General features: G+C 52.8%; 15 protein-coding genes. 6 read left to right on the forward strand and 9 right to left on the reverse strand.

From position 1 onward, the window contains the following. Positions 1-96: 96 nt before the first annotated feature. Entirely contained in the window at positions 97-1,482 is a 1,386-nt protein-coding gene (locus PsAD46_RS03910) for a tetratricopeptide repeat protein (protein WP_063306157.1), read from the reverse strand. Positions 1,483-1,948: 466 nt separating this feature from the next. Between PsAD46_RS03910 and PsAD46_RS03915 the strand changes: the two genes are divergently transcribed. Continuing rightward, a complete protein-coding gene (locus PsAD46_RS03915) occupies positions 1,949-3,154 on the forward strand; it encodes a YeeE/YedE family protein (RefSeq protein WP_063286624.1) in 1,206 nt (401 codons plus the stop codon). 113 nt (positions 3,155-3,267) lie between these two features. Continuing rightward, positions 3,268-3,792: a DUF302 domain-containing protein gene (locus PsAD46_RS03920; protein ID WP_063286625.1), complete on the forward strand. Its 525-nt coding sequence runs from the start codon at positions 3,268-3,270 to the stop codon at positions 3,790-3,792. Positions 3,793-3,861: 69 nt separating this feature from the next. Here PsAD46_RS03920 and PsAD46_RS03925 read toward each other — a convergent pair whose 3' ends face one another. The 4 genes from PsAD46_RS03925 to PsAD46_RS03940 form a co-directional block, all read right to left on the reverse strand. After that, positions 3,862-5,499, reverse strand: coding sequence for a thiamine pyrophosphate-binding protein (locus PsAD46_RS03925; protein ID WP_063306158.1), 1,638 nt, complete (start codon positions 5,497-5,499; stop codon positions 3,862-3,864). A gap of 2 nt (positions 5,500-5,501) precedes the next feature. Continuing rightward, entirely contained in the window at positions 5,502-6,785 is a 1,284-nt protein-coding gene (locus PsAD46_RS03930) for a CaiB/BaiF CoA-transferase family protein (protein WP_063306159.1), read from the reverse strand. 197 nt (positions 6,786-6,982) lie between these two features. Next, positions 6,983-7,813 (reverse strand): alpha/beta hydrolase-fold protein, encoded by an 831-nt coding sequence (locus PsAD46_RS03935; protein WP_208981652.1) that lies wholly within the window; start codon positions 7,811-7,813, stop codon positions 6,983-6,985. Between the two features lie 160 nt (positions 7,814-7,973). Beyond that, positions 7,974-8,759, reverse strand: a complete 786-nt coding sequence (locus PsAD46_RS03940) for a potassium channel family protein (protein WP_063306161.1) — start codon at positions 8,757-8,759, stop codon at positions 7,974-7,976. A gap of 208 nt (positions 8,760-8,967) precedes the next feature. On the opposite strand from PsAD46_RS03940, the gene PsAD46_RS03945 reads away from it, so the two are divergent. The 3 genes from PsAD46_RS03945 to PsAD46_RS03955 all read left to right on the forward strand — a co-directional run bounded on the left by PsAD46_RS03945 (position 8,968) and on the right by PsAD46_RS03955 (position 14,451). Continuing rightward, positions 8,968-9,888 (forward strand): SDR family NAD(P)-dependent oxidoreductase, encoded by a 921-nt coding sequence (locus PsAD46_RS03945; protein ID WP_063306162.1) that lies wholly within the window; start codon positions 8,968-8,970, stop codon positions 9,886-9,888. A 219-nt stretch (positions 9,889-10,107) separates the two neighbouring features. Further along, positions 10,108-11,262: an efflux RND transporter periplasmic adaptor subunit gene (locus PsAD46_RS03950; protein WP_208981653.1), complete on the forward strand. Its 1,155-nt coding sequence runs from the start codon at positions 10,108-10,110 to the stop codon at positions 11,260-11,262. A 3-nt stretch (positions 11,263-11,265) separates the two neighbouring features. Continuing rightward, positions 11,266-14,451, forward strand: a complete 3,186-nt coding sequence (locus PsAD46_RS03955) for an efflux RND transporter permease subunit (protein ID WP_063306163.1) — start codon at positions 11,266-11,268, stop codon at positions 14,449-14,451. A 52-nt stretch (positions 14,452-14,503) separates the two neighbouring features. On the opposite strand, the gene PsAD46_RS03960 is transcribed toward PsAD46_RS03955, so the two are convergent. Continuing rightward, on the reverse strand, positions 14,504-15,754 hold the full coding sequence (locus PsAD46_RS03960; protein ID WP_057461710.1) for a cyclic nucleotide-binding domain-containing protein: 1,251 nt from the start codon (positions 15,752-15,754) through the stop codon (positions 14,504-14,506). 292 nt (positions 15,755-16,046) lie between these two features. Here PsAD46_RS03960 and PsAD46_RS03965 point away from each other — a divergent pair, with 292 nt between their 5' ends. Then, positions 16,047-17,042 (forward strand): hypothetical protein, encoded by a 996-nt coding sequence (locus PsAD46_RS03965; protein ID WP_208981654.1) that lies wholly within the window; start codon positions 16,047-16,049, stop codon positions 17,040-17,042. 200 nt (positions 17,043-17,242) lie between these two features. Here the strand turns inward: PsAD46_RS03965 and PsAD46_RS03970 are convergent, their stop codons facing one another. From PsAD46_RS03970 to PsAD46_RS03980, 3 genes are read right to left on the reverse strand one after another with little or no spacing between them, the layout of a single operon-like run. After that, complete coding sequence (locus PsAD46_RS03970) at positions 17,243-18,022, reverse strand: ABC transporter ATP-binding protein (protein WP_063294136.1); 780 nt, start codon at positions 18,020-18,022, stop codon at positions 17,243-17,245. Next, positions 18,019-18,774, reverse strand: coding sequence for an ABC transporter ATP-binding protein (locus tag PsAD46_RS03975; protein ID WP_057461712.1), 756 nt, complete (start codon positions 18,772-18,774; stop codon positions 18,019-18,021). Before PsAD46_RS03975 ends, PsAD46_RS03970 begins: the two co-directional genes overlap by 4 nt. Positions 18,775-18,786: 12 nt before the next feature. Continuing rightward, positions 18,787-19,908 (reverse strand): branched-chain amino acid ABC transporter permease, encoded by a 1,122-nt coding sequence (locus PsAD46_RS03980; RefSeq protein ID WP_244273171.1) that lies wholly within the window; start codon positions 19,906-19,908, stop codon positions 18,787-18,789. Positions 19,909-19,945 lie beyond the last annotated feature (37 nt).

A 19,945-nucleotide genomic window follows, 5' to 3' on the forward strand; every position in this document is an offset into this window, starting at 1 on the left:
GTCGGCGGTATACTGTGCTGGTTCACGATGTCTCTGAAACTAAAAACTATAGATGATGAAATGCAGCTCCGAAATCCCCCGAAGCTGCACCTCCATTTATCCCATACGGAATCGTAGGTGTTCACTTTGCATGAGGTCGGTGGCTTCCGTCATGCGGGTTGCTTGAGCCATGCGGGTTTCACCATAGGTGTCTGATCCGCCTCTCAAGCGTGTGCGCTCATCAATCATCCGTTTTGCTTCCTGGCAAAGGCCAGCGCGCAAAGCGGCTTCAATGGTGAGGCGTTCAAATACATCGCGCTGAGCGTGGCTGCCACCAACGGTACGCAGCAGCGGACGTGCTTCTGCGAGGTGGTGGTAAGCGCTGAAGTAATTGCCGTTCTTGAACTGCATCAAGCCAGATGCTGTTGGAGAACCTGCTGTCTTCGTTACGAGACCCATCTCGTTGGTGTCTTGTTCGCCAAATGTGCGCATTCGAGTCAACAGGCGGTCAGAGGACTGACGACGGTTGTCTCCCAGCAGAGCAAGCATGTAGTGCAAGTCTGCGAAAACATTACAGGAATCGTCGACACGCTTTTCGCTGATGCTCGCCAGCTCTTCCCAGCGGTTACCTACCTTGATGCCCTCAAGCTCAAGACGAACCAGCATAGAAGCTGCGTTGGAAATATCGCGATAATCGTCTGTGTGATCTTTACGGAACTTTTGGTCATAAAGCTCGAAAACACGCTCAACATTGCCACGATCAAGGTGCAGCAGCGCAAGGTGCCACCAAACGTGATAACCAAAGTTGTTGCAGTGTTCCCAAGCCTTTGGCTGGTCATCAAGCCATTTGATGCCTTCTTCGGTCTGGCCGGTCATGTCCAGCACGTGGGCAACTGCATGCAGGCCCCAGGCATCATCATGTTGAAATGCAACGGCTTCTTTGCCGATCCGTTCAGCCCGGTCAAAATCACCAGTCTCTTCCAGCGCAAAGGAGTAACAACCGTGCACGTAGCCTTTTGCGATATGGTCGTCTTCGTAAGACGAGATCACACCTTCAATCGAGGAGCGCATGCGGGATGGCTGGCCAAGAACGAAGCGAATAGCGTGGACGAGCTTCAGAAGGAATGCATCGCGTGGGTATTTAAGAAGCAGTTCGTCAAGGCGATCAGCAGACTTGGTCGGCGTACCCTGAAGCCAGTCATTCAAAGCTTCAACAACAGCTTCTTCACGGTCCGTAATCTGTGTATCTCTGCGGCATTTATCAGCAATTGCATAAGCTTCAAAAGCAGTTGCTGTCATTTCACGTCTGCCAAGCAGTAAGCAGAACAGGCCACGCGCGGCTTGAGCCAGAGCGAAGTCTGGATCGGCCTCCAGTGTTTTCGCAAGATGCTCCGGCGTTGCAGCACTATGTGCTAAAAACGCAAGAATTGTGTTGTTCCAGTGTGTTAATGCACTCTTATCGGAGAGTGTTACCGTGTATTCGAACTGGTCATCAATGCGCATGGATGCGACCCGTGGTTGAGGCGACCGGTATTTCGTGCAATGTGCAATCGCTTATGAGATAAGCCATTGGGTTTACATTACTAACGACACAGGTCTGCCAGGAAATCTGTTGATCAGAACCCTTTCAAAACTGGCGATGACGTTCAACACACAAAATGGTGTTTAATATCAGCAAGCTTTGTTTATGTAGAAAATATAGTTCAACCTCATGAAGAAATAGAAAACACTATTCTATTCACTAAGAAAAAATATGCGTCAAATAGAAGCTTGCTTGTAAAAACCTACTATTATTAATAGTGATAATAAGTAAGATTTTAGATATTAAGTTCTATTATACCAGTATTTATTACCTTGTGATAATCTTCTGTTTGTCGGATGAAATAGTGTTCACTGCTTCTTGATTTTCTAGTTAGTCCCCACTGTGTAATGTCCTTACTCCAATTGAGACTAAGTACGTGGCGAATTCATGGCGAATACGAGTAGCTATCAACAAACAAAAATCGATCAACAGATTCAATCACCGCAATCTGTGATCGTCATCGGAGCGCTGGTCGCGTTGGCCGGTGTTGCTCTATTGGGACTCCAGAACAACGGCTGGCGCGTTTTTGGCGGTGCCTTGATCGGTGCTCTGGCAGGCGTTGCGCTGTACCATACGAGCTTCGGATTTACGGCAGCATGGCGCCGTATTGTCACCCAGCGAAGAGGGCAGGGCCTTCGTGCTCAATTCCTGCTTATCTCATTGGTTTGTCTAATAAGTTTCCCACTCCTCCAATACGGGCCAGACATCGGCATACGCACCGGTGGCTTCGTGTTTCCATTCGGTGTTGGAGCAGCTGTCGGAGCCTTCATTTTTGGCATCGGAATGCAGCTCGGCGGAGGCTGTGGATCAGGCACATTGTTCACTGTCGGAGGCGGCTCATCACGCATGGTGATCACTCTTGCCTTCTTCATTTTAGGCAGCGTAATTGCAACAGCGCACCTTTCATTCTGGAATTCTCTTCCAAGATTACCGGCATTTTCGCTTGTGCGTGGCTATGGGGTCGTCCCTGCGCTACTGATCACCATTGTGCCACTGGTCGCCTTTGCGATATTCTCGGTGTTTATCGAGAAAAAACAATGGGGTGAACTAGAGAAATCCCGCAAAACCACCGGGTTTTTTCAGGGCCAATGGGGCTATGTTCTGGGTGCGTTGATGTTGGCGTTGGTTTGCGTTCTTACGTTCATTGTGTTGCAGCGCCCATGGGGCGTGACATCCGGCTTCGCACTCTGGGGCGCAAAGTTTTTCTATGCCATTGGTATCCCGGTAGAGACCTGGCCTTACTGGCAATGGCAGGTTGGGGCGATCAAAAGATCTGTCTTCGCCGATTCCACATCCGTCATGAATTTCGGCATTGTGCTCGGGGCTCTGATTGCTGCTGGGTTGGCCGGAAAGTTCAATCCAGTGAAAAAAATTAATCTCAGAGATGCTGGAACTGCAGTGGTCGGAGGCCTCTTGCTCGGCTACGGCGCGCGCCTTGCTTACGGATGCAACATCGGAGCGTATCTCGGGGGCATAACCTCCGGCTCCATACATGGCTGGTTGTGGCTCGTCTTCGCCTTTGCCGGGTCCATGGTTGGAACCCGTGTCCGTCATTTGATCGGAATGGATCCTGCACCTGTTACCGCAAAATAGAAGCCAGCTGCCGGATACGACTAAAACTTGGCCAATTAAAATCAAGGGAGCTTGAACAACAGCCTGTTCAACTCCCGCTTTTAAACTCATTTCATTACGAAAAGGATTGAACCATGAAACTCCTTACGGGGATGCTCGGCTTTGTTGGAACATTGATGTTCGTTATGGCCGCTTTTCAACCATCCCAGGCTCAAATCACCACAGAGCAAGCGCAGCAGGGCAAGGTGCTGCCGCGCAATGGCTGGCGGGTTATCGAAACCACCATGGCGATTGATGAGCTACTGGACTCCCTGAAAAAAGCCATTCGCGAAGAAGACATGCTGCTCGTCAGCATGGCAAGTGCCTCCCGGGGTGCTAAAGCAAACGGCTTTGAGATTCCGGGCAACTACGTGATTGGTGTGTTCCGCAATGACTTTGCGCGCCGTATGCTGGCAGCAAGTGTGCAGGCAGGTATTGAGGCGCCAGTTCGCTTCTATCTGACGGAAAATCCGGATGGCACAGCAACGCTGTCATGGAAGACGCCAAGCTTTGTCTTCCAGCCTTACCGAGCCACCGCCTCTGAGGATCTGGTCTCGCTAAGCGAGGAACTGGATGTGATCTTCCAGCGCATTGCAGACCGTGCCACAGACAACACCTGAGGCACTCTTTAGAAATCAAAAAAAGAGTGTGTCACCTTTCCCGCGACACACTCGAAAATGCGAATGGTTCTACAGCTTACCGTCGTAGGCTCTACGGTCAATACGGCAAGCAAGCACGGTGAAGGTATCGCGCTCCAGTGCTGCCTTCGCTTCTTTCTTAAGGCTCTCAGCATCATCCACCCAAACACCATGTCCGCCATAAGCGTCAGCAAGTGCAGGGAAGTTGGTTGCAGAGAAGTCCACGCCCAGATTAGGGTTCTGGTTCGCACGCTGCTTCAGCTCAATAAGAGACAAGCTCTCGTCGACCAGCACACAGACAATAAACGGCACCTGCATATCTCGTAGAACCGCCAGATCACCAAGACCCATCTCCAGACCAGCGTCACCTACAAATACAACAACCGGGTCTTCTGGTTTTGCCATCTTATGCCCGATGCCAAGCGGCAAGGCACATGCCATCGTACAAAGGGCAGAACTCTGCAGCATGGTGCGCGGGGAGTGGCTCTTCCAAATCTGGCTTACCAGAATGCGGTGCGCACCACTGTCCGCAGTTGCAACAGTGGTATCCGGCAGGGCTTCCCGCAGGCCGTGGAACACAGTGGCTGGGCCCCAACCACTTTCTTCAGCAGTAAAGTCGGCCTTCAGCTTTTCCTTGGCTGGCGCAATACGATCACGAAGCCAATCGCTCTCTTCAGGAACAATACCGGCCTCATCTTCTGGTGTCAGAGCCATCAGGGTCGGCTTCACATCGCCTTCCAGTGTATGGCTCACATAGTGCATGCCATGGCTGCGCAACACAGGCGTCAGCTCAATTACTGATGTCTCTTCACTCCACGGATTACGCCAGTTCACGCGCATTTCAATGGGGTCATAGCCGATCAGCACAACAAGGTCCGCATCAGCCAGCAAAGGCATCAGGTTCTTATCAGCTTTGGGCGACAAGCCTGCTCCACCAAGCGAAAGCTTATGGCCTTCAGGAATGAGCCCCTTGCCCTTGTAGCTGGTGATCAGCGGAATCTGATAGGCCTCGCAGAACGCCTCAATCTCATTGCCTGCATCCACATTGACGGCATCAACACCAGCAATTGCGATAGGGCGTTGAGCAGAGCCCAGCAAATCACGCGCTTGCTCCAGCACATCACCAAATGGCAGCTGGGCAGCACGAACACCATAGTTCGGTGTTTTCTGTGTTTCGCCGCTTTCACCTTCGGCAACGGAGATCGGCACATCAATGTGCACCGGCCCCGGTTGACCAGACATGGCAATGGAAATCGCCTTATCCATCATGGCATTCAGCGCACCCGGAGCTGCTTTGAAGCTGGCTTTCACAATAGGACGCAGCAGTTGCTGATGGTCCATCACCTGATGAGTATAGGTCTCAGCCTCAGCGGTATCTACGCAGCCTGTCAGGAAGATCAGCGGAACGCGATCCTGAAAGGCATTGGCAATCACGTTGACGGCGTTGGTCACACCCGGCCCAAGCGTTGCCAGCAAAACAACAGGAGCATCCGTGCCTTGGCGTGCAAGGCCATGCCATGCGCCTTCAGCCATAAAGCCACCAGCATTCTCGTGCTTCACCAGATTGAATTTTAAACCAGCAAGGTTCAGGGCATCCATAAGGGCCAGCACTTCGCCACCCGGAATCCCGAAGGCATACTGACTGCCAGCCTGATGCAGTTTTTGAGCAATAAGATCAGCGCCGCGCATAATTATGAATCTCCCAGTGACACGACACCGCGAGCAGCGAGATCGTCAATTTCTTCTTTGGTTTTTTGTAGATACTTGGTCAGCACTTCAAGACTGTCCTCGCCAAGGGTCGGCGGTGCCTTCCGGTATGTAACAGGCGTCTTGCTGTAATTGATCGGGTTACCAATCAAGCTTACCTGACCATCATCAGATTGCTTGTGTGGTAGAGAAATCTTCATACCCCGATGTAGAATCTGCGGATCGCTGAACACGCCAGCCAGATCATTCACCGGACCACACGGAACGCCAACAGCCTCTAGCTCATCCGTCCAATGCTGCGCACCCTGTTTGATTGTGAACTGACGCAGCAAAGGCACCAGTTCAGCACGATTGCGCACGCGGTCAGCGTTGGTTGCAAAGCGAGGATCAGTGTTCAATTCAGGACACCCCAGAATCTCACAGAAACGCTGGTACTGCGCATCGTTGCCAACAGCCACCATGAAGTCCTTGTCAGAGGCCGGGAAGGTCTCATAAGGGACGATGGTTGGGTGCGCATTGCCAAGCCGTTTGGGGATGTTACCGTCGGTCAGATAGGAAAGGCCTTGGTTGATCAGCCATGCCACCTGACAATCCAGCAAGGAGATGTCGATGTGCTGACCTTCACCGCTTTTCTCGCGGTGGTGCAGAGCTGCCAAAATGGCGTTGCAGGCATACATCCCGCACATCACATCAGCAATGCCGACACCGATCTTGGTTGGGCTGCCACCTTCCTCCTCAGGAAGGCCCGTGATGCTCATGATCCCGCCCATGGCCTGAATCAGCGCATCATAGCCCGCTCTATGTGAGTAAGGGCCAGTTTGGCCAAAACCGGTAATGGAGCAGTAGATCAGCCGATCATTCTTCGCACGCAGGTCGTCATAACCGAGGCCCTTGCGGGCAAGGTCACCAACCTTGAAATTCTCGATAACGATGTCAGCGGTCGCCGCCAGCTCCTTGAGCATCTCCACGCCTTCTTCAGAACGCATGTCGATGCCGAGAGAATGTTTGTTGCGGTTGGAGCTGAGATAATACGCGCTTTCGCCAGTATCCGTGTCGCCTTTGCCTTTCAGGAAGGGAGGCCCCCATTTGCGGGTGTCATCCCCGCGTGTTGGGTGTTCAATCTTGATGATTTCAGCGCCCATATCACCCAATAACTGGGTGCAGGTTGGGCCTGCCAGAATGCGCGAAAGGTCAAGCACCACAAGGCCATCCAAAGGTCCTTTGGTGGTAGAGGACTGGTGCTGTTCACCGTCTACTAGAGAATTCAAACCGTCTAATCCATTGGTTTTGAGGCAAGATTGACCGCAAATGGAGGGTGACTGACCCTGTCATGTACAGCAATCCAGCAGATTTTGGAGAGACGTTAGAGCACTCAGAAAAGGCCCACCACAACAATCTGAAAAATCACACAGTATCGTGATGGCCCGTGAAATTTGAAGTTTCTACCGTGATGGACCTGTGGGTTTTACCAGTGCTTTGTGTTGGCAAGATCAAGCCATGCGCGCCGGATCCAGTTGGCTTTCATGGAGTGTCCGCCATCATGCAGGCAAAGCTCCAGCTTCTCGCCTTTGGCAGACCAAACATCACACTGCAACTCACCAGCGCTGATGGATGTTGGCTCAATATCATAGAGACCAGCTTGTCGTTTCCAGACATCCAGACTGTCAAACACATCGGACTGACGCCAGTTCGCGCCAATAGCTCGGCCCACCATCGGAACGGTTTTATCTTCAACCCCGTGGGTGTGGTAAAGGTTGGTCAAAGGAGAAGGGCAGGCTGCTGGGATAGGATCCCAGAAGGCACCGGCAATCGGCGCGAAGCCAGCATAGTTCTCACCCTTATAGCAGGCCAGATTCCAAACCATGGAACCACCCATGGAAAAGCCTGAGAGCAGGATCTTCTCACGATCAATCGGGAAGCGGTCAGAAACGTCTGTCAGCATCTCATCGAAGAACTTGAACTCGTCACGATCCTGACTCGGGGAGCCCGGATAGGACCAGGAACCGCCAATGCCCTGCGGGACAATGAGAGCAACGCCAAGCTCGTTTGCAAGATTACGCAAAGCTTTATTCTCGATGGCGCGATCAGCTTTGCCCTTCCACCCGTGCAGGTAGATTATGGCGCCAATCTGTTCATCATCAGCAGGAGAATCCGGAAGTGCAACATAGTATTCACCGCTCTCAACTTCACAGGGAGCAGTCACACCACAGGTCGCTTCCTCTGCCATTGTCGCATTGGGAACCAACTCGGAAATAACCACGGTAGCAAACGTAATCGCACTTGTAAGAAGGCTCATGCCCATTCCACTTCTTGCCGCTCTCTCGGATTAAACCTATTGAAACTCATGGATGAATCCAGGAATTGCCGAGATTAATTTTGTTTATGCTAACATACGCCTCAAAGGCGGTCTTACTCTCAAAATTGATGCCGTCATTTACAGCTTACCGCGAGAGGGCCTACTGCCATTCCCCTTCCGTGGGAATGTGCAAAGTATTGCCGCAATGCTTGCAGTGAACGGCGTCATTATCGTGACGATTAAGGCCACAATCAGGACAGGCATATTTTACTTTAGACGGACGGAAAATGGTCTGGATCAGCCGCAAAAACAGTGCCACGCCAAACACCATGATGACGATTGTAATCCCGCGGCCCATCGTATCCGTCATGGTGATGTCGCCATAACCAGTCGTCGTCAGCGTTGTGACGGTAAAGTACAGCGCATCCATGTAGGAGTTGATGTCCGGGTTCAGGTGCGCCTCAATCACATAAACAATCGCGCTCACCATAAACACGAAGACCAGCAGGTTCATCGCTGAGTTGATGATCTCTTCATGCTCTTTGAACCACGAGAACGTCTCCCGCAGATCCTTCACCACATGGTAGGAGCGCAGCAACCGCAACATGCGGATCACGCGTAGGAAGCCGAGGTTCTCGATGAGGGCTTCAGCAAACAAAGACAGGATTACAATGAGGTCTGCAATGGCCGTGCTGTCAAAGGCCGCTCGGGCAGGCCTCAGCGCAATTGTGAGGCGGAACCCGTAATCAATCAGCAGAATGAACCCGATAGCCCAGTCCAGCCGCGGATAGCTCTCCAGCTGAGGAAGCGTTGCAGACAGCACGAAGTAGAGGATCGTGACCACATCAAACATCAGCAAGCCGATACGCCAGGAACGTCCAGCAGTGGTCTGCCCGAAATACAGACGTCGCAAAGCGCCCCTGAAATCGGTTATTGCTTCCTGCATAAAATTAGATCCCTCAATCCCGATAGCGCGCCCAGATAAAATCTACTAGCAAATGTGGGCATTTCTGCAAAGTCACTCAAGCTCGTCACGCATAAACTTTCGTGTGAGCGGCGCTGTCTTGACCCAGCAAGAAAACCTTACGCTTTCCCTCAGTGAGTTTATCGAAAAATTCTGCAACTGATTAAAGGGTTTCTGCTCTACTTCTGACATGAAGAAAGCCAAGGCCATTCCGGTGCCACCACCTCCCGGGTATTTGGAGGAATGGCGGGCAACCAACAACACCTGTCTGGTAACGGGCGCGACGGATGGCATCGGCAGAGCGCTTGCGATCCGTCTGGCAGATGCTGGCCAAACCCTCGTCATTGTAGGGCGTTCTAAGGAGAAAGTAAGTGCCGTCCTCAAGGATGTTGGCGACGCCGGCCCCCATCGCTCCCACCGTGGTTTTGTGGCAGACCTCTCTCTCATCTCAGAGGTGGATCGTCTCGCCGATGAGATCTCGCAAAAGCTGCCGAACCTGAGCCGCATCGTCCTCTGCGCTGCCGAAACACCGGGGTTTCGCGGCATCACAGGAGAGGGGATTGAGGCTGGGTTTGCGGTTAACTACCTCAGCCGATTTCAGCTGCTGAAAAAGATCACACCGCTACTCAAGGACCAATCAGCGCCAAGGGTTGTCTCGTTTGCAAGCCCGGTGACAAAGTTCGAAATACCCGACCTGAACATCCTCAACGATCCTGACTGTGAGCTAGATAGTTGGGACCGAGGAAGAGCACACACCAACTGCAATCTGCTCTTCTTGATGGAACTGGCTGATCAGCTGAAGGACACAGACATCTGCATCAACGCGTTCGGACCCGGCCTTGTGCTGACAAAGCAAATGCAGGGTTACAGCGCCATGAGGCGGTTCTGGCTAGGCATGAAAAGCTCGCTGGTCGGCAAATCTGCCCCCTATGCAGCCTTACCAGCTATGCACATGCTGCTCTCTCCGGACTTTGCGGGCAAGACTGGAGGGTTCTACGAATGCGGAACAAAAATCCCGCCGGACACGCAAATCCTGAGCAAAGAAATCCGCCAGCAATTCTGGACAGAAACTACTCAGCTTGTGCACTTGGCGCAGGCGAACAAGGGGTAAAATTTTCCAGAAACCGCTTTTTGTGACACCAGTCACGGGCTTCCCCTCACGAAAGTGGGAGGACAAATGCACTTCTCAGTCTGACTTGATTTGAACGTTGCCAGGGGACCTTGGCAGCGAAGGATAGAGCTGTGCCCAAAGCCATCAAGGATTGAGTCACTTCCCTAAGGTAATGTTAGGCAAGTGCTGCCAGCAATTCTCAATGTGTAAGAGTAAAAAATGAACAATAAAATGGAATTCCCTGCCGGCCGGAATGGAAATCTGCTTTCATCAACGCGCAAAGCCGCCCTCGCATTTCTGGGGGCGTCTCTTGGCACATTTCTTTTCTCCTCGGCAGTCTTTGCTCAGGAAACTCCCCCCCCTCCAGGTGTTATTGTTGAACCTGCACGCGAAGAAGTTATTGAAGAAGAACGCATTTTCTCTGGCCGTACCGAAGCAATCAGTCAGGTCGCGCTCATTGCCCGTGTCGGCGGGTTTCTGGAGCCGCTGGAATTTAAAGAAGGCCAGACAGTTCAGCAAGGCGACCTGCTCTTTGTGATTCAGCAGGAGCCCTATGAGTTCTCAGTAGAGCAATCCCAAGCCAATCTGGAAAGTGCCCAGGCGAAGGTTGATTTGGCAAAAGTTGACTTTGACCGCAAGGAGCAGCTCGTCAACCGGGATACGATCTCTGTCTCCGAACTCGATACAGCCCGCGCAAACCTGAAAGAGGCCAACGCCGCACTGGCTCTGCGTCAGGCAGACTTGAAGCTCTCCGAGTTGGATCTGAGCTACACCGAAATCCGTGCTCCGTTGGATGGTCAGATCGGAACCGCTGCCTTTAAAGAAGGTGCCTACGTCAATGCCAACAGCGGAACTCTGGCAACCATCACGTCATTGAACCCCATTCGCGTGGCGTTCCCGGTTCCACAAGCACTGATCTTGCAATCTCAGCGCGCCAACAACTTCGTCACCAATAACATACTCATTCGAATTCGCCTGTCAGACGGCAAGTTCTACCAGCACAACGGAAAATTGGACTTCCTTGAAGCAGAAGCCAACCCGGGCACAGACACTGTCACCGCTTATGCTATCTTTGAAAATCCTGACCACTTGCTGTTTGACCACCAGCTGGTTGATGTCGTTGCCAACGCCAAAGATGCCACCCCAGTTCTGGTTGTCTCTCAATCCGCACTGCTGCTGGATCAGGAAGGCCCGTATGTGCTGAAGGTGAATGACGAAGACGTGGTTGAGCAACAGCGCATCGCCGTTGTCGATCAGATCAACGGTCTTGTTATTGTTGGAAGTGGCCTCGAAAAAGGTGATCTGGTGATCACATCCGGCATCCAGAAAGTTCGCCCTGGAATTAAAGTCAACGCACAGCTGGCAGGTCAATAAACCATGATCTATGACATGTTTATTCGCCGGCCTCGGCTGGCGATGGTGATTTCGATTCTCATAGTCGTGGTCGGTGCGATCTCGATTTATTCAATTCCGGTATCACAATACCCGACCATTGCTCCCCCAACCGTGCAGGTTAACGCCACTTACATCGGCGCGGATGCGCTAACGGTGGAAGAGAGTGTTGGCCAGCTTGTTGAAGGGGCAGTCAACGGCGTAGACGGCATGCGCTATATGAAGTCGTCGTCTTCCAGTGATGGCACCTACTCGCTTACAGTCTACTTCGATCTGACAACAGACCCCGATATCAATGCGGTGAACGTTCAGAACCGAATAAGCACCATTGAGAGCAAGCTACCGCAGGAAGTCCGGGATCAGGGTGTCAACGTCACCAAAAAGGCCGGTGACCTCCTGCAAGCGATTTCCTTCTATTCGCCAGATGAGACACATGATGGCCTCTTCATTTCCAACTACGTCACCATCAACATCGTAGACGAACTGAAGCGTATTCCAGGTGTGGGTGATGCCAGCGTATTCGGCGCGCAGGATTACTCCATGCGCATCTGGCTGGATCCGGTCAAACTCAGAGCCCTCAACCTGACAGCAGAAGACGTAATCTCTGCGGTCCAATCACAAAACAAACAAGCTGCTGTCGGTCGTATCGGTGCAGCTCCTCTGGCCGCTGATCAGCAGCTCCAGCTCACCGTCACGGCGAAAGGCCGTTTGAACACGGTTGAAGAGTTTCAGAACATCGTTCTGCGTGCAAATCCTGATGGCTCTGTGGTTCACCTGAGAAACGTCGCCCGCGTAGAACTCAGCAGCGCCTCCTATGACATATTGGCAGAATACAACCAGCAACCAACAGCGATGGTGGGGATTTACCTGTCTCCGGGTGCAAACGCTGTGGCTGTGTCAGAAGCGGTCAACGAGCGTATCGCATTTCTGGCAGAGCGCTTCCCGGAAGACCTCACATACATCTCCATCTTCGATACCTCCCTCTTCGTGAATGAGATGATTTCGAAGGTGATCCACACGCTGCTGGAAGCCTTCGTGCTTGTGACCATCGTGGTCTACGTCTTCCTCGGTAAGTTCCGTGCAACCCTCATTCCGCTGATAGCGGTACCCGTATCCATCATCGGTGCTGTCGCAGTGGCCTTCATGATGGGCTACACGGCCAACACCATCTCACTGCTGGCCTTGGTGCTTGCCATCGGCATCGTAGTGGATGATGCGATCATCGTGGTTGAGAACGTTGAACGCATTATGCATGAGCACCCCGATCTCACACCGGCTCAGGCAACATCAAAAGCGGTCAGCGAAATTGCAGCCCCCGTGCTCGCAACCACGCTGGTGCTGCTCTCCGTGTTCGTGCCTGTGGCCTTCTTGCCGGGATCGTCCGGTGTACTCTTCAGAGAGTTCGCGGTCTCCATCTCCGCGGCAATGGTGATCTCCACCATCAACGCATTGTCACTGTCTCCAGCTCTTTGCGCCATCTTGATGAAGTCAGAAGATCTGACAGGCGTCATGGCCAAGGTTTCCAAAAAGATTGATGACGTCGGCCATGGTTATGCTGGCTTAATAAAGCGCATCGCAAAAATGTCGCTGCTTTCGCTTCCTGTCGTGGTGGGCTTCGCGCTCTTTGGTTTCCTGGTTGTTTCCAACACCCCAGATGGCTTTGTCCCGGATGAAGACAAAGGCTACGCCATGGTGCTGGTCAATCTGCCACCGGGTGCGTCTCGCAACCGTACTGAAGCGGTCATGCGCAAAGCCGACGATATCATCCGCAAAGACCCGGCAGTCAACTCCACCACAATGATCATCGGGCTCGACCTGCTGGCAGGTGGCGGCTCATCACCAAACGCAGGCGTTTTCTTCGTCAAACTCAAGGATTATGAAGAACGTCCATCACGTGAACTGTCTTCTTTCGCCTTCGTTTACAGAACATACGGAGCTTTGGCAGGTATTCCCGAAGCAACCTTCTTCCCGGTCAATCCAGCCGCAATCGATGGTCTCGGCACGGTAGGCGGCTTTGAGTTCATCATGGAGGCGCTGGAAGGTCAGGATCCAACGGTCCTTGCGCAAATCTCCCGCTCCCTGATTGTAGCGGCTAATGAAGCGCCGGATATCGCTTCCTTCTTCACCACCTTCAATGCAAACACCCCGCAATTGAATGTGAAGTTGGATCGTGAGCGTGCTCAGGTGCTTGGCCTGAACGTGGCAAGTGTTTACAACGCATTGCAAGCCACGCTGGGCGGTTATTACATCAACGATTTCAACCTCTATGGTCGCACATGGACCGTCCGCCTGCAGGCAGAGCAGAAGTATCGCTCTGGTGTTGAGGACATCGGCTCCATCTTTGTCCGTTCAGACACAGGTGAGATGGTTGAACTGTCCTCCGTCGTGCACACTGAGCTGTCACGCGGGGCAAACACCATCACCCGCTACAACAATTACCGCGCAGTCGCGTTCAACGGCAATGCAGCCCCCGGTGCAGGCTTGGGTGAAGCTTTGACGGCGATGGATGGTGTCGCGGCCAAAGCCCTGCCAAAAGGCTATGCCTATGAGTGGACGGGACTGGCACTGGAACAGAAAGAAGCTGCGGGTCAAACTGCACTGGTACTGGGACTTGCCTTCCTGTTTGCCTATCTGTTCCTTGTGGCGCTTTATGAAAGTTGGAACACACCAATTCCCGTTCTGCTTTCGGTCGCTCCGGCCTTGGCAGGTGCCTTGCTGAGCCTCTGGATCTTTGGTCTGGCGTTCGACCTGTATGCGCAGATTGGTATGGTCATTCTGATCGCACTGGCGGGTAAAAATGCGATCCTGATGAACGAGTTCTCACTCGAAAAACGCATTGATGGCATGGGAATCTACGAGTCCGCGATTGAAGGTGCTCGCTTGCGCTTTCGTCCGGTGATGATGACATCACTTGCCTTCTCCGCAGGTCTTGTTCCGTTGGTCATTGCATCCGGCCCGGGTGCTGGAGCCATGGTTGCGGTGGGTGTGCCGGTGCTGGCAGGTATGCTGTTCTCAGCAACTATCGGTATCTTCCTCATCCCGACCCTTTACGTCAGCTTCCAATGGATGCGCGAAAAGGCTGGTTGGACCATTGAGGAAGGCCGTGCGGCAAGAGGTTCCGGTGGTGAACTGGCCATTGATGCCAAGGAAGACAAACCATCTGAAAATTGATCTGAGAATGATCCTGATGACAATGAAGAAGGCGCCTCTGGCGCCTTTTTTGTTAGGCTACACGCAGCAAGGCGAACCAGTAAAATGCCGCAAGCCCGGCAATCGCGTGGCTGGTGGAAACCGCCACCCATGACCGGCGATACTGGAACATCACGCCCCAATAAAAACTCACCATAAACGTCAGCAAAACGGCCAGTTTGGAATAGGGCAGATGGATGATGGAAAAGGCAACAGAAGCAGCAAAGTTGCCCCAGAACACAGAGGAAAGCTTATGCGGCCCCAGCGCGGCTGTCACAGGAACCTGCATGCCACACCTCACAATGAACTGCTGAATAGGGCACATCACCAGTGCATAAAAAATCGCAAACGCCACCTCTGGCCACCCCATGAATGGCCCCTGTACCTGATGCGCGAGAAAGTAGAAGGAAAACGACTCTTCTGAGGGGTGCACAATGTACCGGATAACTGCCATCACCAGAATAATCGGAACAGTCATAACCACCCCATAACCAAACTGGCTTGGGAGATGACTGAACTCAAGCCCGAAGATGCGTGGCGGCAAATAGAGGTTTTTCATGATGTAAAACAGAATAGCCGCGAGAATGAAGTTCAGGCTCAAACTGTAAACCGTCATCGCAATGAAGCCGTAGCCGTAATCATCAAACGTATTTTTGTAGAGGCTGATGAACAACGCAAACGACGACATGGCGATCATGTTCGCCACCAGCAAAACCGCATAGGCCTGCAATCGACGGGATCGGATCTTGATCTCTTCCAACACGCGGGAGCTGCTTTGTTCCAGCTGATGCGCCGCCTGCCGGGCAAAATAGCGAAACAGCATGGAGTTGGTTTCAGTCGAGGTCGGCAAGGTGCCATACCGGTTCCAGCTCAATGCAGCGACAACCGTATCCCGCTTGGCTCGTACACTTGCGATGTAACTTTGCGGTCCTACATGGGCGCGAATATAAGCCAGTTCTCCCGCCACATCACCGGCTTTCAGGTGTCCAAGAACAGTATCGGCTCCATCCTGATCCTCTTTGATAACCTCCAGATCTCCCTCAAGGATAATGAAAAACCGGTCCGCACTTTGCCCTTGTACCAGCAAATCCTCATGGGCTTTGAGGGAGTAGTACTGGGCACAATCCAGCACCTCACGAATAACAGGCTGTGTCGGCAAGCCCAGGTCGAGAAGACGCTGATGCAACTGCGTGCGATGGCGCGGAATATTGCCATAGCTCACCTCAAGCTGTGATTTGTTTTTTTTAGGAGACTGTTCCTCATCGCGCTGGGACAGGAAGCGCATCTATGGGCCTTCTTTCAGTAAAATCCTTGGCTGAAAAGCACTGCAATGGATTTTAGCGCGCCAGTTCCATCCTGCATGCACTTTGGTAAATCATGGTAATCCTGCACCAATGGGATCTCTCAAATTCCATTCAACTCTATGGCGTATTCCCCAAAACTGGCCGCAGTGTCTGGCCAAGAATACGCACCAAGCTCTAAGGGGATAGGGAGTTCTCTGGAAATGGTGGGAAAGATTTCAGAGTGGCGCCAAACAACAGTGCACGCTTAGATATCGGAAAGCGCAGGAGGGTTGGTTGGTCTTTTCATTGCTGCAATACAAATCCTATCAGTGGATGCCGCGAGACAGAGAGGAACACCACTGCAAGTTTATCTCCAGCAGAGGCCTCGCCAAAGCCTGCCAAAGCCGGAACCAGAAGCTGAAATCTTCGGTGCCTGAGCTCGATGATGAGTTGCTGGAGCATCACCATGAAGGTGCCACGCTTTACATCACCACTGATGCCCTGCCGCATTTCGTCCAAACCAAACTACTGCACATTCGCCAGCCATTCGTCCTGCTCAGCGGCGACAGTGATCTGCCCGTTGGGCCGGACACGACCCTGCCAAACACGCTGTCCTCACTCGATCTGAAGAACCTGCTCTCCCATCCGCTGCTGGTTGCATGGTACGCGCAGAACCTGGCTATCGAGCACGAAAAGGTCTTCAACCTGCCTATTGGCTTGGACTACCACACCATGACAGCCCGCAAATCTCACGCTTGGGGGGACTTCCAGACACCGCTTGAGCAGGAAGAGTGCCTGCGCGTCGTAGCTACCGATGCCGCGCCGTTGGAGGTTCGAGAAGCCCGAGGCTACTGCAACTGGCACCATGCAGCCCATCGTGGAGACAGAGCAGAGGTGATGGAGATAGCGGATAACTCTACCGCTTACTTCGAAGGTGACCATCTTCCCCGAGAGCAATCCTGGCGTAAAAACGCACAGTTCCTCTTCACAATCAGCCCTTTTGGGGACGGCATGGACTGCCACCGCACTTGGGAAGCGCTGTTTCTTGGGGCGATTCCCATCGTCAAATCCTCAAGCCTGAACCCGCTATTCGAGGACTTGCCAGTCGTGGTTCTTGAAGATTGGAGTGAGTTGACCAGTGAACGTCTGCTTGAAGAGAAACAACGTATTCTGGCAGAAACCTTTGACTTCTCCAGCCTCTACCTGAGTTTCTGGCAAGACCGCTTTCTGGGTCATGAACCTGCACGCCAAGGTCCTCTGACCTATCAGCAGTTCTTAGATACTCTTTGAAAAATGATGCCCCGAAAAAGAAAAAGACCAGAGGAACGAATCCTCTGGCTCAGGTAAAGGGTCAATAGCCCTTGGGGGAACTTGATCGGGATTTCTGAACATGCTGAAAAATGCTCAGAGACACCCTGCAAAATAAAGCAAGTTGCAGACTAAGAACTAACGCAACCTGCTTTTGCGGAGCTGACGCGCAAGCAAAAACGTCAGATCGCCAGATAGGTTTGTCGAAGCTCTTCGTTGTCGAGCACATCCTGCGCCGTGCCATCAAACACCACTTCGCCCATGTCCAGAATCACCGCACGGTCCGCAAGGTGCAGGGCCGCCACAGCATTCTGCTCCACGATAATCGTCGTGATGCCCAACTCCTTCACGTTCTCAAGAATGCGCTCAATCTCTTGAACAATCACCGGAGCAAGGCCCTCGTACGGCTCATCCAGCAACAGCAGTTTCACATCACGAGCCAACGCACGGGCCACAGCCAGCATCTGCTGTTCACCGCCAGACATGGTCACCGCCTCCTGCTTGGCACGCTCGGCAAGGCGAGGGAAGTGATCGTACAAACGCTCAATCGACCACCCGTGTGGCTCTGAAATCTGTGCCAGTTGAAGGTTTTCCTCCACGGTCAGCCCTGGAATGATCCGGCGATCTTCCTGCACCAGTTGGATCCCGTTCTGGGCAGCCAGATAATTTGGCATCTCATGAATAGGCTTATGATCCAACCAGATCTCACCATGTGTCAGCTGAGGGTCGCTGGCACGGGCAATCGCGCGAAGAGTGGACGTCTTCCCAGCCCCGTTTCGTCCAAGCAGCGCAAGGATCTCGCCTTCGCGAATATCAAAGCTAACACCTTGAACGATATAGCTTTCGCCATAGTAAGCGTGCAGGTCCCATGCTGAGAAATAAGCCGGAGCACCACCTTTGGAGCGCACTGGTGTAACACCTGGAGCGGTCGCGCCCTTGAATTGATCTTCGAGAATAGTCATACGTGCGCCCCTCCCAGATATGCTTCCTGAACGCGTGGATCGCCCTTGATGTCTTCCGGCTGCCCTTCAGCAATCACAGTACCCTGCGCCAAAACGCTGATCTTGCTGGCGAGGGAGAACACCACATGCATGTCATGCTCGATGACAATCTTGGTGATTCCGCGTTCGCCAATACGCTTCAGCAAATCAATGGTGTTGTTGGTATCAGCCCGCGACATGCCTGCAGTCGGCTCATCCAGCAGCAGCAGTTTTGGGTCCTGAACCAGACACATTGCCAGTTCCAGACGCCGCTTGTCGCCGCGAGAAAGCGAGTCCGCCCTCATGTCTTTCTTCTCAGCAAGGCCAACATCCTCAAGCATATGCATGGCTTTGTCGCGAATTTCGCCCTGACCATCCACACGAGCCCAGGCGTTCATAGTGAATGCCCCATCTCGCTTGGCCAGCGTCGGGATCATCACGTTTTCCTGCAAGGTCAGATCACCAAAGATCTCCGGCGTCTGAAACACGCGGGAAACACCCGCCTGATTGATCTCATGCGGCTTAGCACCAATGAGATCCTTGCCCAGAAAGGTCACAGAGCCCGTATCAGGGATCAGGCGCCCTACAAAGCAATTGAGCAATGTGGATTTGCCTGCACCGTTTGGCCCGATGATGGCATGCACATGCCCTTGCTCGATGGAAAGGTTCACATCATCGAGAGCTTTCAGGCCACCAAAGCGCTTGTTCACGCCCTTAACACTAAGAATTTCCATGGTTGCCTCTCTCTATTCCGCTGCATTGGCTGATGCTGGAGAATGCGAATGACCTGCTCTCTTGCCAACACGCGAAGGTCTCCGGCGGAACAGCTTGGTAATCCGGTTGAAGCCTTCCATGATACCGCCCGGCAGAAAGATCACGATCACCATGAACAACAAACCAAGCGTCAAATGCCAGCCTTCGCCCACAAACAAGCTTGCAAGGCTCACCACAGCTCCCTCCATGAAGTCAGGCAGGAAGGAGAAAATGGCATGCAGTGTCTGCTCGTTGTATGCAGAGAAGATGTTCTCAAAGTACTTGATGAGACCTGCACCTAGGATCGGCCCAAGCAGTGTGCCAGCACCACCCAGGATGGTCATCAAAACCACCTCGCCAGATGCCGTCCACTGCATGCGCTCAGCACCCGCAAGCGGATCTGTCACGGCCAGCAGGCTACCTGCAACACCAGCAAACGTGCCGGAAATGACGAAAGCAGCAAGAGTGTAAGGCCGTGTATTGAGGCCGGTATAGCTCATGCGGTTCTGGTTGGATTTCACCGCACGCAGCATCATCCCGAATGGGCTGCGGAAAATGCGTTGTGAAATGTAAAACCCGATGATGAGCAGAACAGCACAGAAGTAGAAACCCGAGTACCCGGTCATCTCAATCCCAAACAGATTGGAGATCAGCGGACCAGAGGTTTCTGAAGAGCTGTCAAACAACCGCGGGTCAGATTGCAGCACCCGCAAGCCAGTCTCACCATTGGTGATTGGGGTTAGCACAGAGTACGCCAGATTATAGCTCATCTGCGCAAACGCCAGCGTCAGAATGGAAAAGTAAATGCCTGACCGGCGCAGCGAGATATACCCAATAGCTACCGCAAACAGGCTGGAAAACACCACGGAAAAGAGCAGTGCTGGAATAGGGTTCATTCCCAGCAGTTTGAAGCTCCAGACCGCGGCGTAAGACCCGATGCCCAGAAAAGCGGCATGACCAAAGCTGAGATAGCCAGTCAGGCCAAACAGCAGGTTGAAGCCCAGAGCAAACAGGCCGAAAATCGCAAACTTCTGCAAGAGGTCTGGATACCCGGCACCAATCGGTGCCAGCCAGATCGGCATTGTCAGGATTGCAGCTGTAAACAGCACAAGCATGAGCAGGTCGGAGCGTGGAGAAATCTTGGTCATCATT

Origin of the sequence: Pseudovibrio sp. Ad46 (assembly GCF_001623065.1) — a bacterium.
Taxonomy (GTDB): Bacteria; Pseudomonadota; Alphaproteobacteria; order Rhizobiales; family Stappiaceae; genus Pseudovibrio.

Excerpts from the sequence above, each read along its gene's own strand:
- PsAD46_RS03910 (WP_063306157.1), bottom strand. The coding sequence starts at position 1,482 with ATGCGCATTGATGACCAGTTCGAATACACGGTAACACTCTCCGATAAG.
- PsAD46_RS03915 (WP_063286624.1), top strand. The coding sequence starts at position 1,949 with ATGGCGAATACGAGTAGCTATCAACAAACAAAAATCGATCAACAGATT.
- PsAD46_RS03920 (WP_063286625.1), top strand. The coding sequence starts at position 3,268 with ATGAAACTCCTTACGGGGATGCTCGGCTTTGTTGGAACATTGATGTTC.
- PsAD46_RS03925 (WP_063306158.1), bottom strand. The coding sequence starts at position 5,499 with ATGCGCGGCGCTGATCTTATTGCTCAAAAACTGCATCAGGCTGGCAGT.
- PsAD46_RS03935 (WP_208981652.1), bottom strand. The coding sequence starts at position 7,813 with ATGAGCCTTCTTACAAGTGCGATTACGTTTGCTACCGTGGTTATTTCC.
- PsAD46_RS03940 (WP_063306161.1), bottom strand. The coding sequence starts at position 8,759 with ATGCAGGAAGCAATAACCGATTTCAGGGGCGCTTTGCGACGTCTGTAT.
- PsAD46_RS03945 (WP_063306162.1), top strand. The coding sequence starts at position 8,968 with ATGAAGAAAGCCAAGGCCATTCCGGTGCCACCACCTCCCGGGTATTTG.
- PsAD46_RS03950 (WP_208981653.1), top strand. The coding sequence starts at position 10,108 with ATGAACAATAAAATGGAATTCCCTGCCGGCCGGAATGGAAATCTGCTT.
- PsAD46_RS03955 (WP_063306163.1), top strand. The coding sequence starts at position 11,266 with ATGATCTATGACATGTTTATTCGCCGGCCTCGGCTGGCGATGGTGATT.
- PsAD46_RS03960 (WP_057461710.1), bottom strand. The coding sequence starts at position 15,754 with ATGCGCTTCCTGTCCCAGCGCGATGAGGAACAGTCTCCTAAAAAAAAC.
- PsAD46_RS03970 (WP_063294136.1), bottom strand. The coding sequence starts at position 18,022 with ATGACTATTCTCGAAGATCAATTCAAGGGCGCGACCGCTCCAGGTGTT.
- PsAD46_RS03975 (WP_057461712.1), bottom strand. The coding sequence starts at position 18,774 with ATGGAAATTCTTAGTGTTAAGGGCGTGAACAAGCGCTTTGGTGGCCTG.
- PsAD46_RS03980 (WP_244273171.1), bottom strand. The coding sequence starts at position 19,908 with ATGCTTGTGCTGTTTACAGCTGCAATCCTGACAATGCCGATCTGGCTG.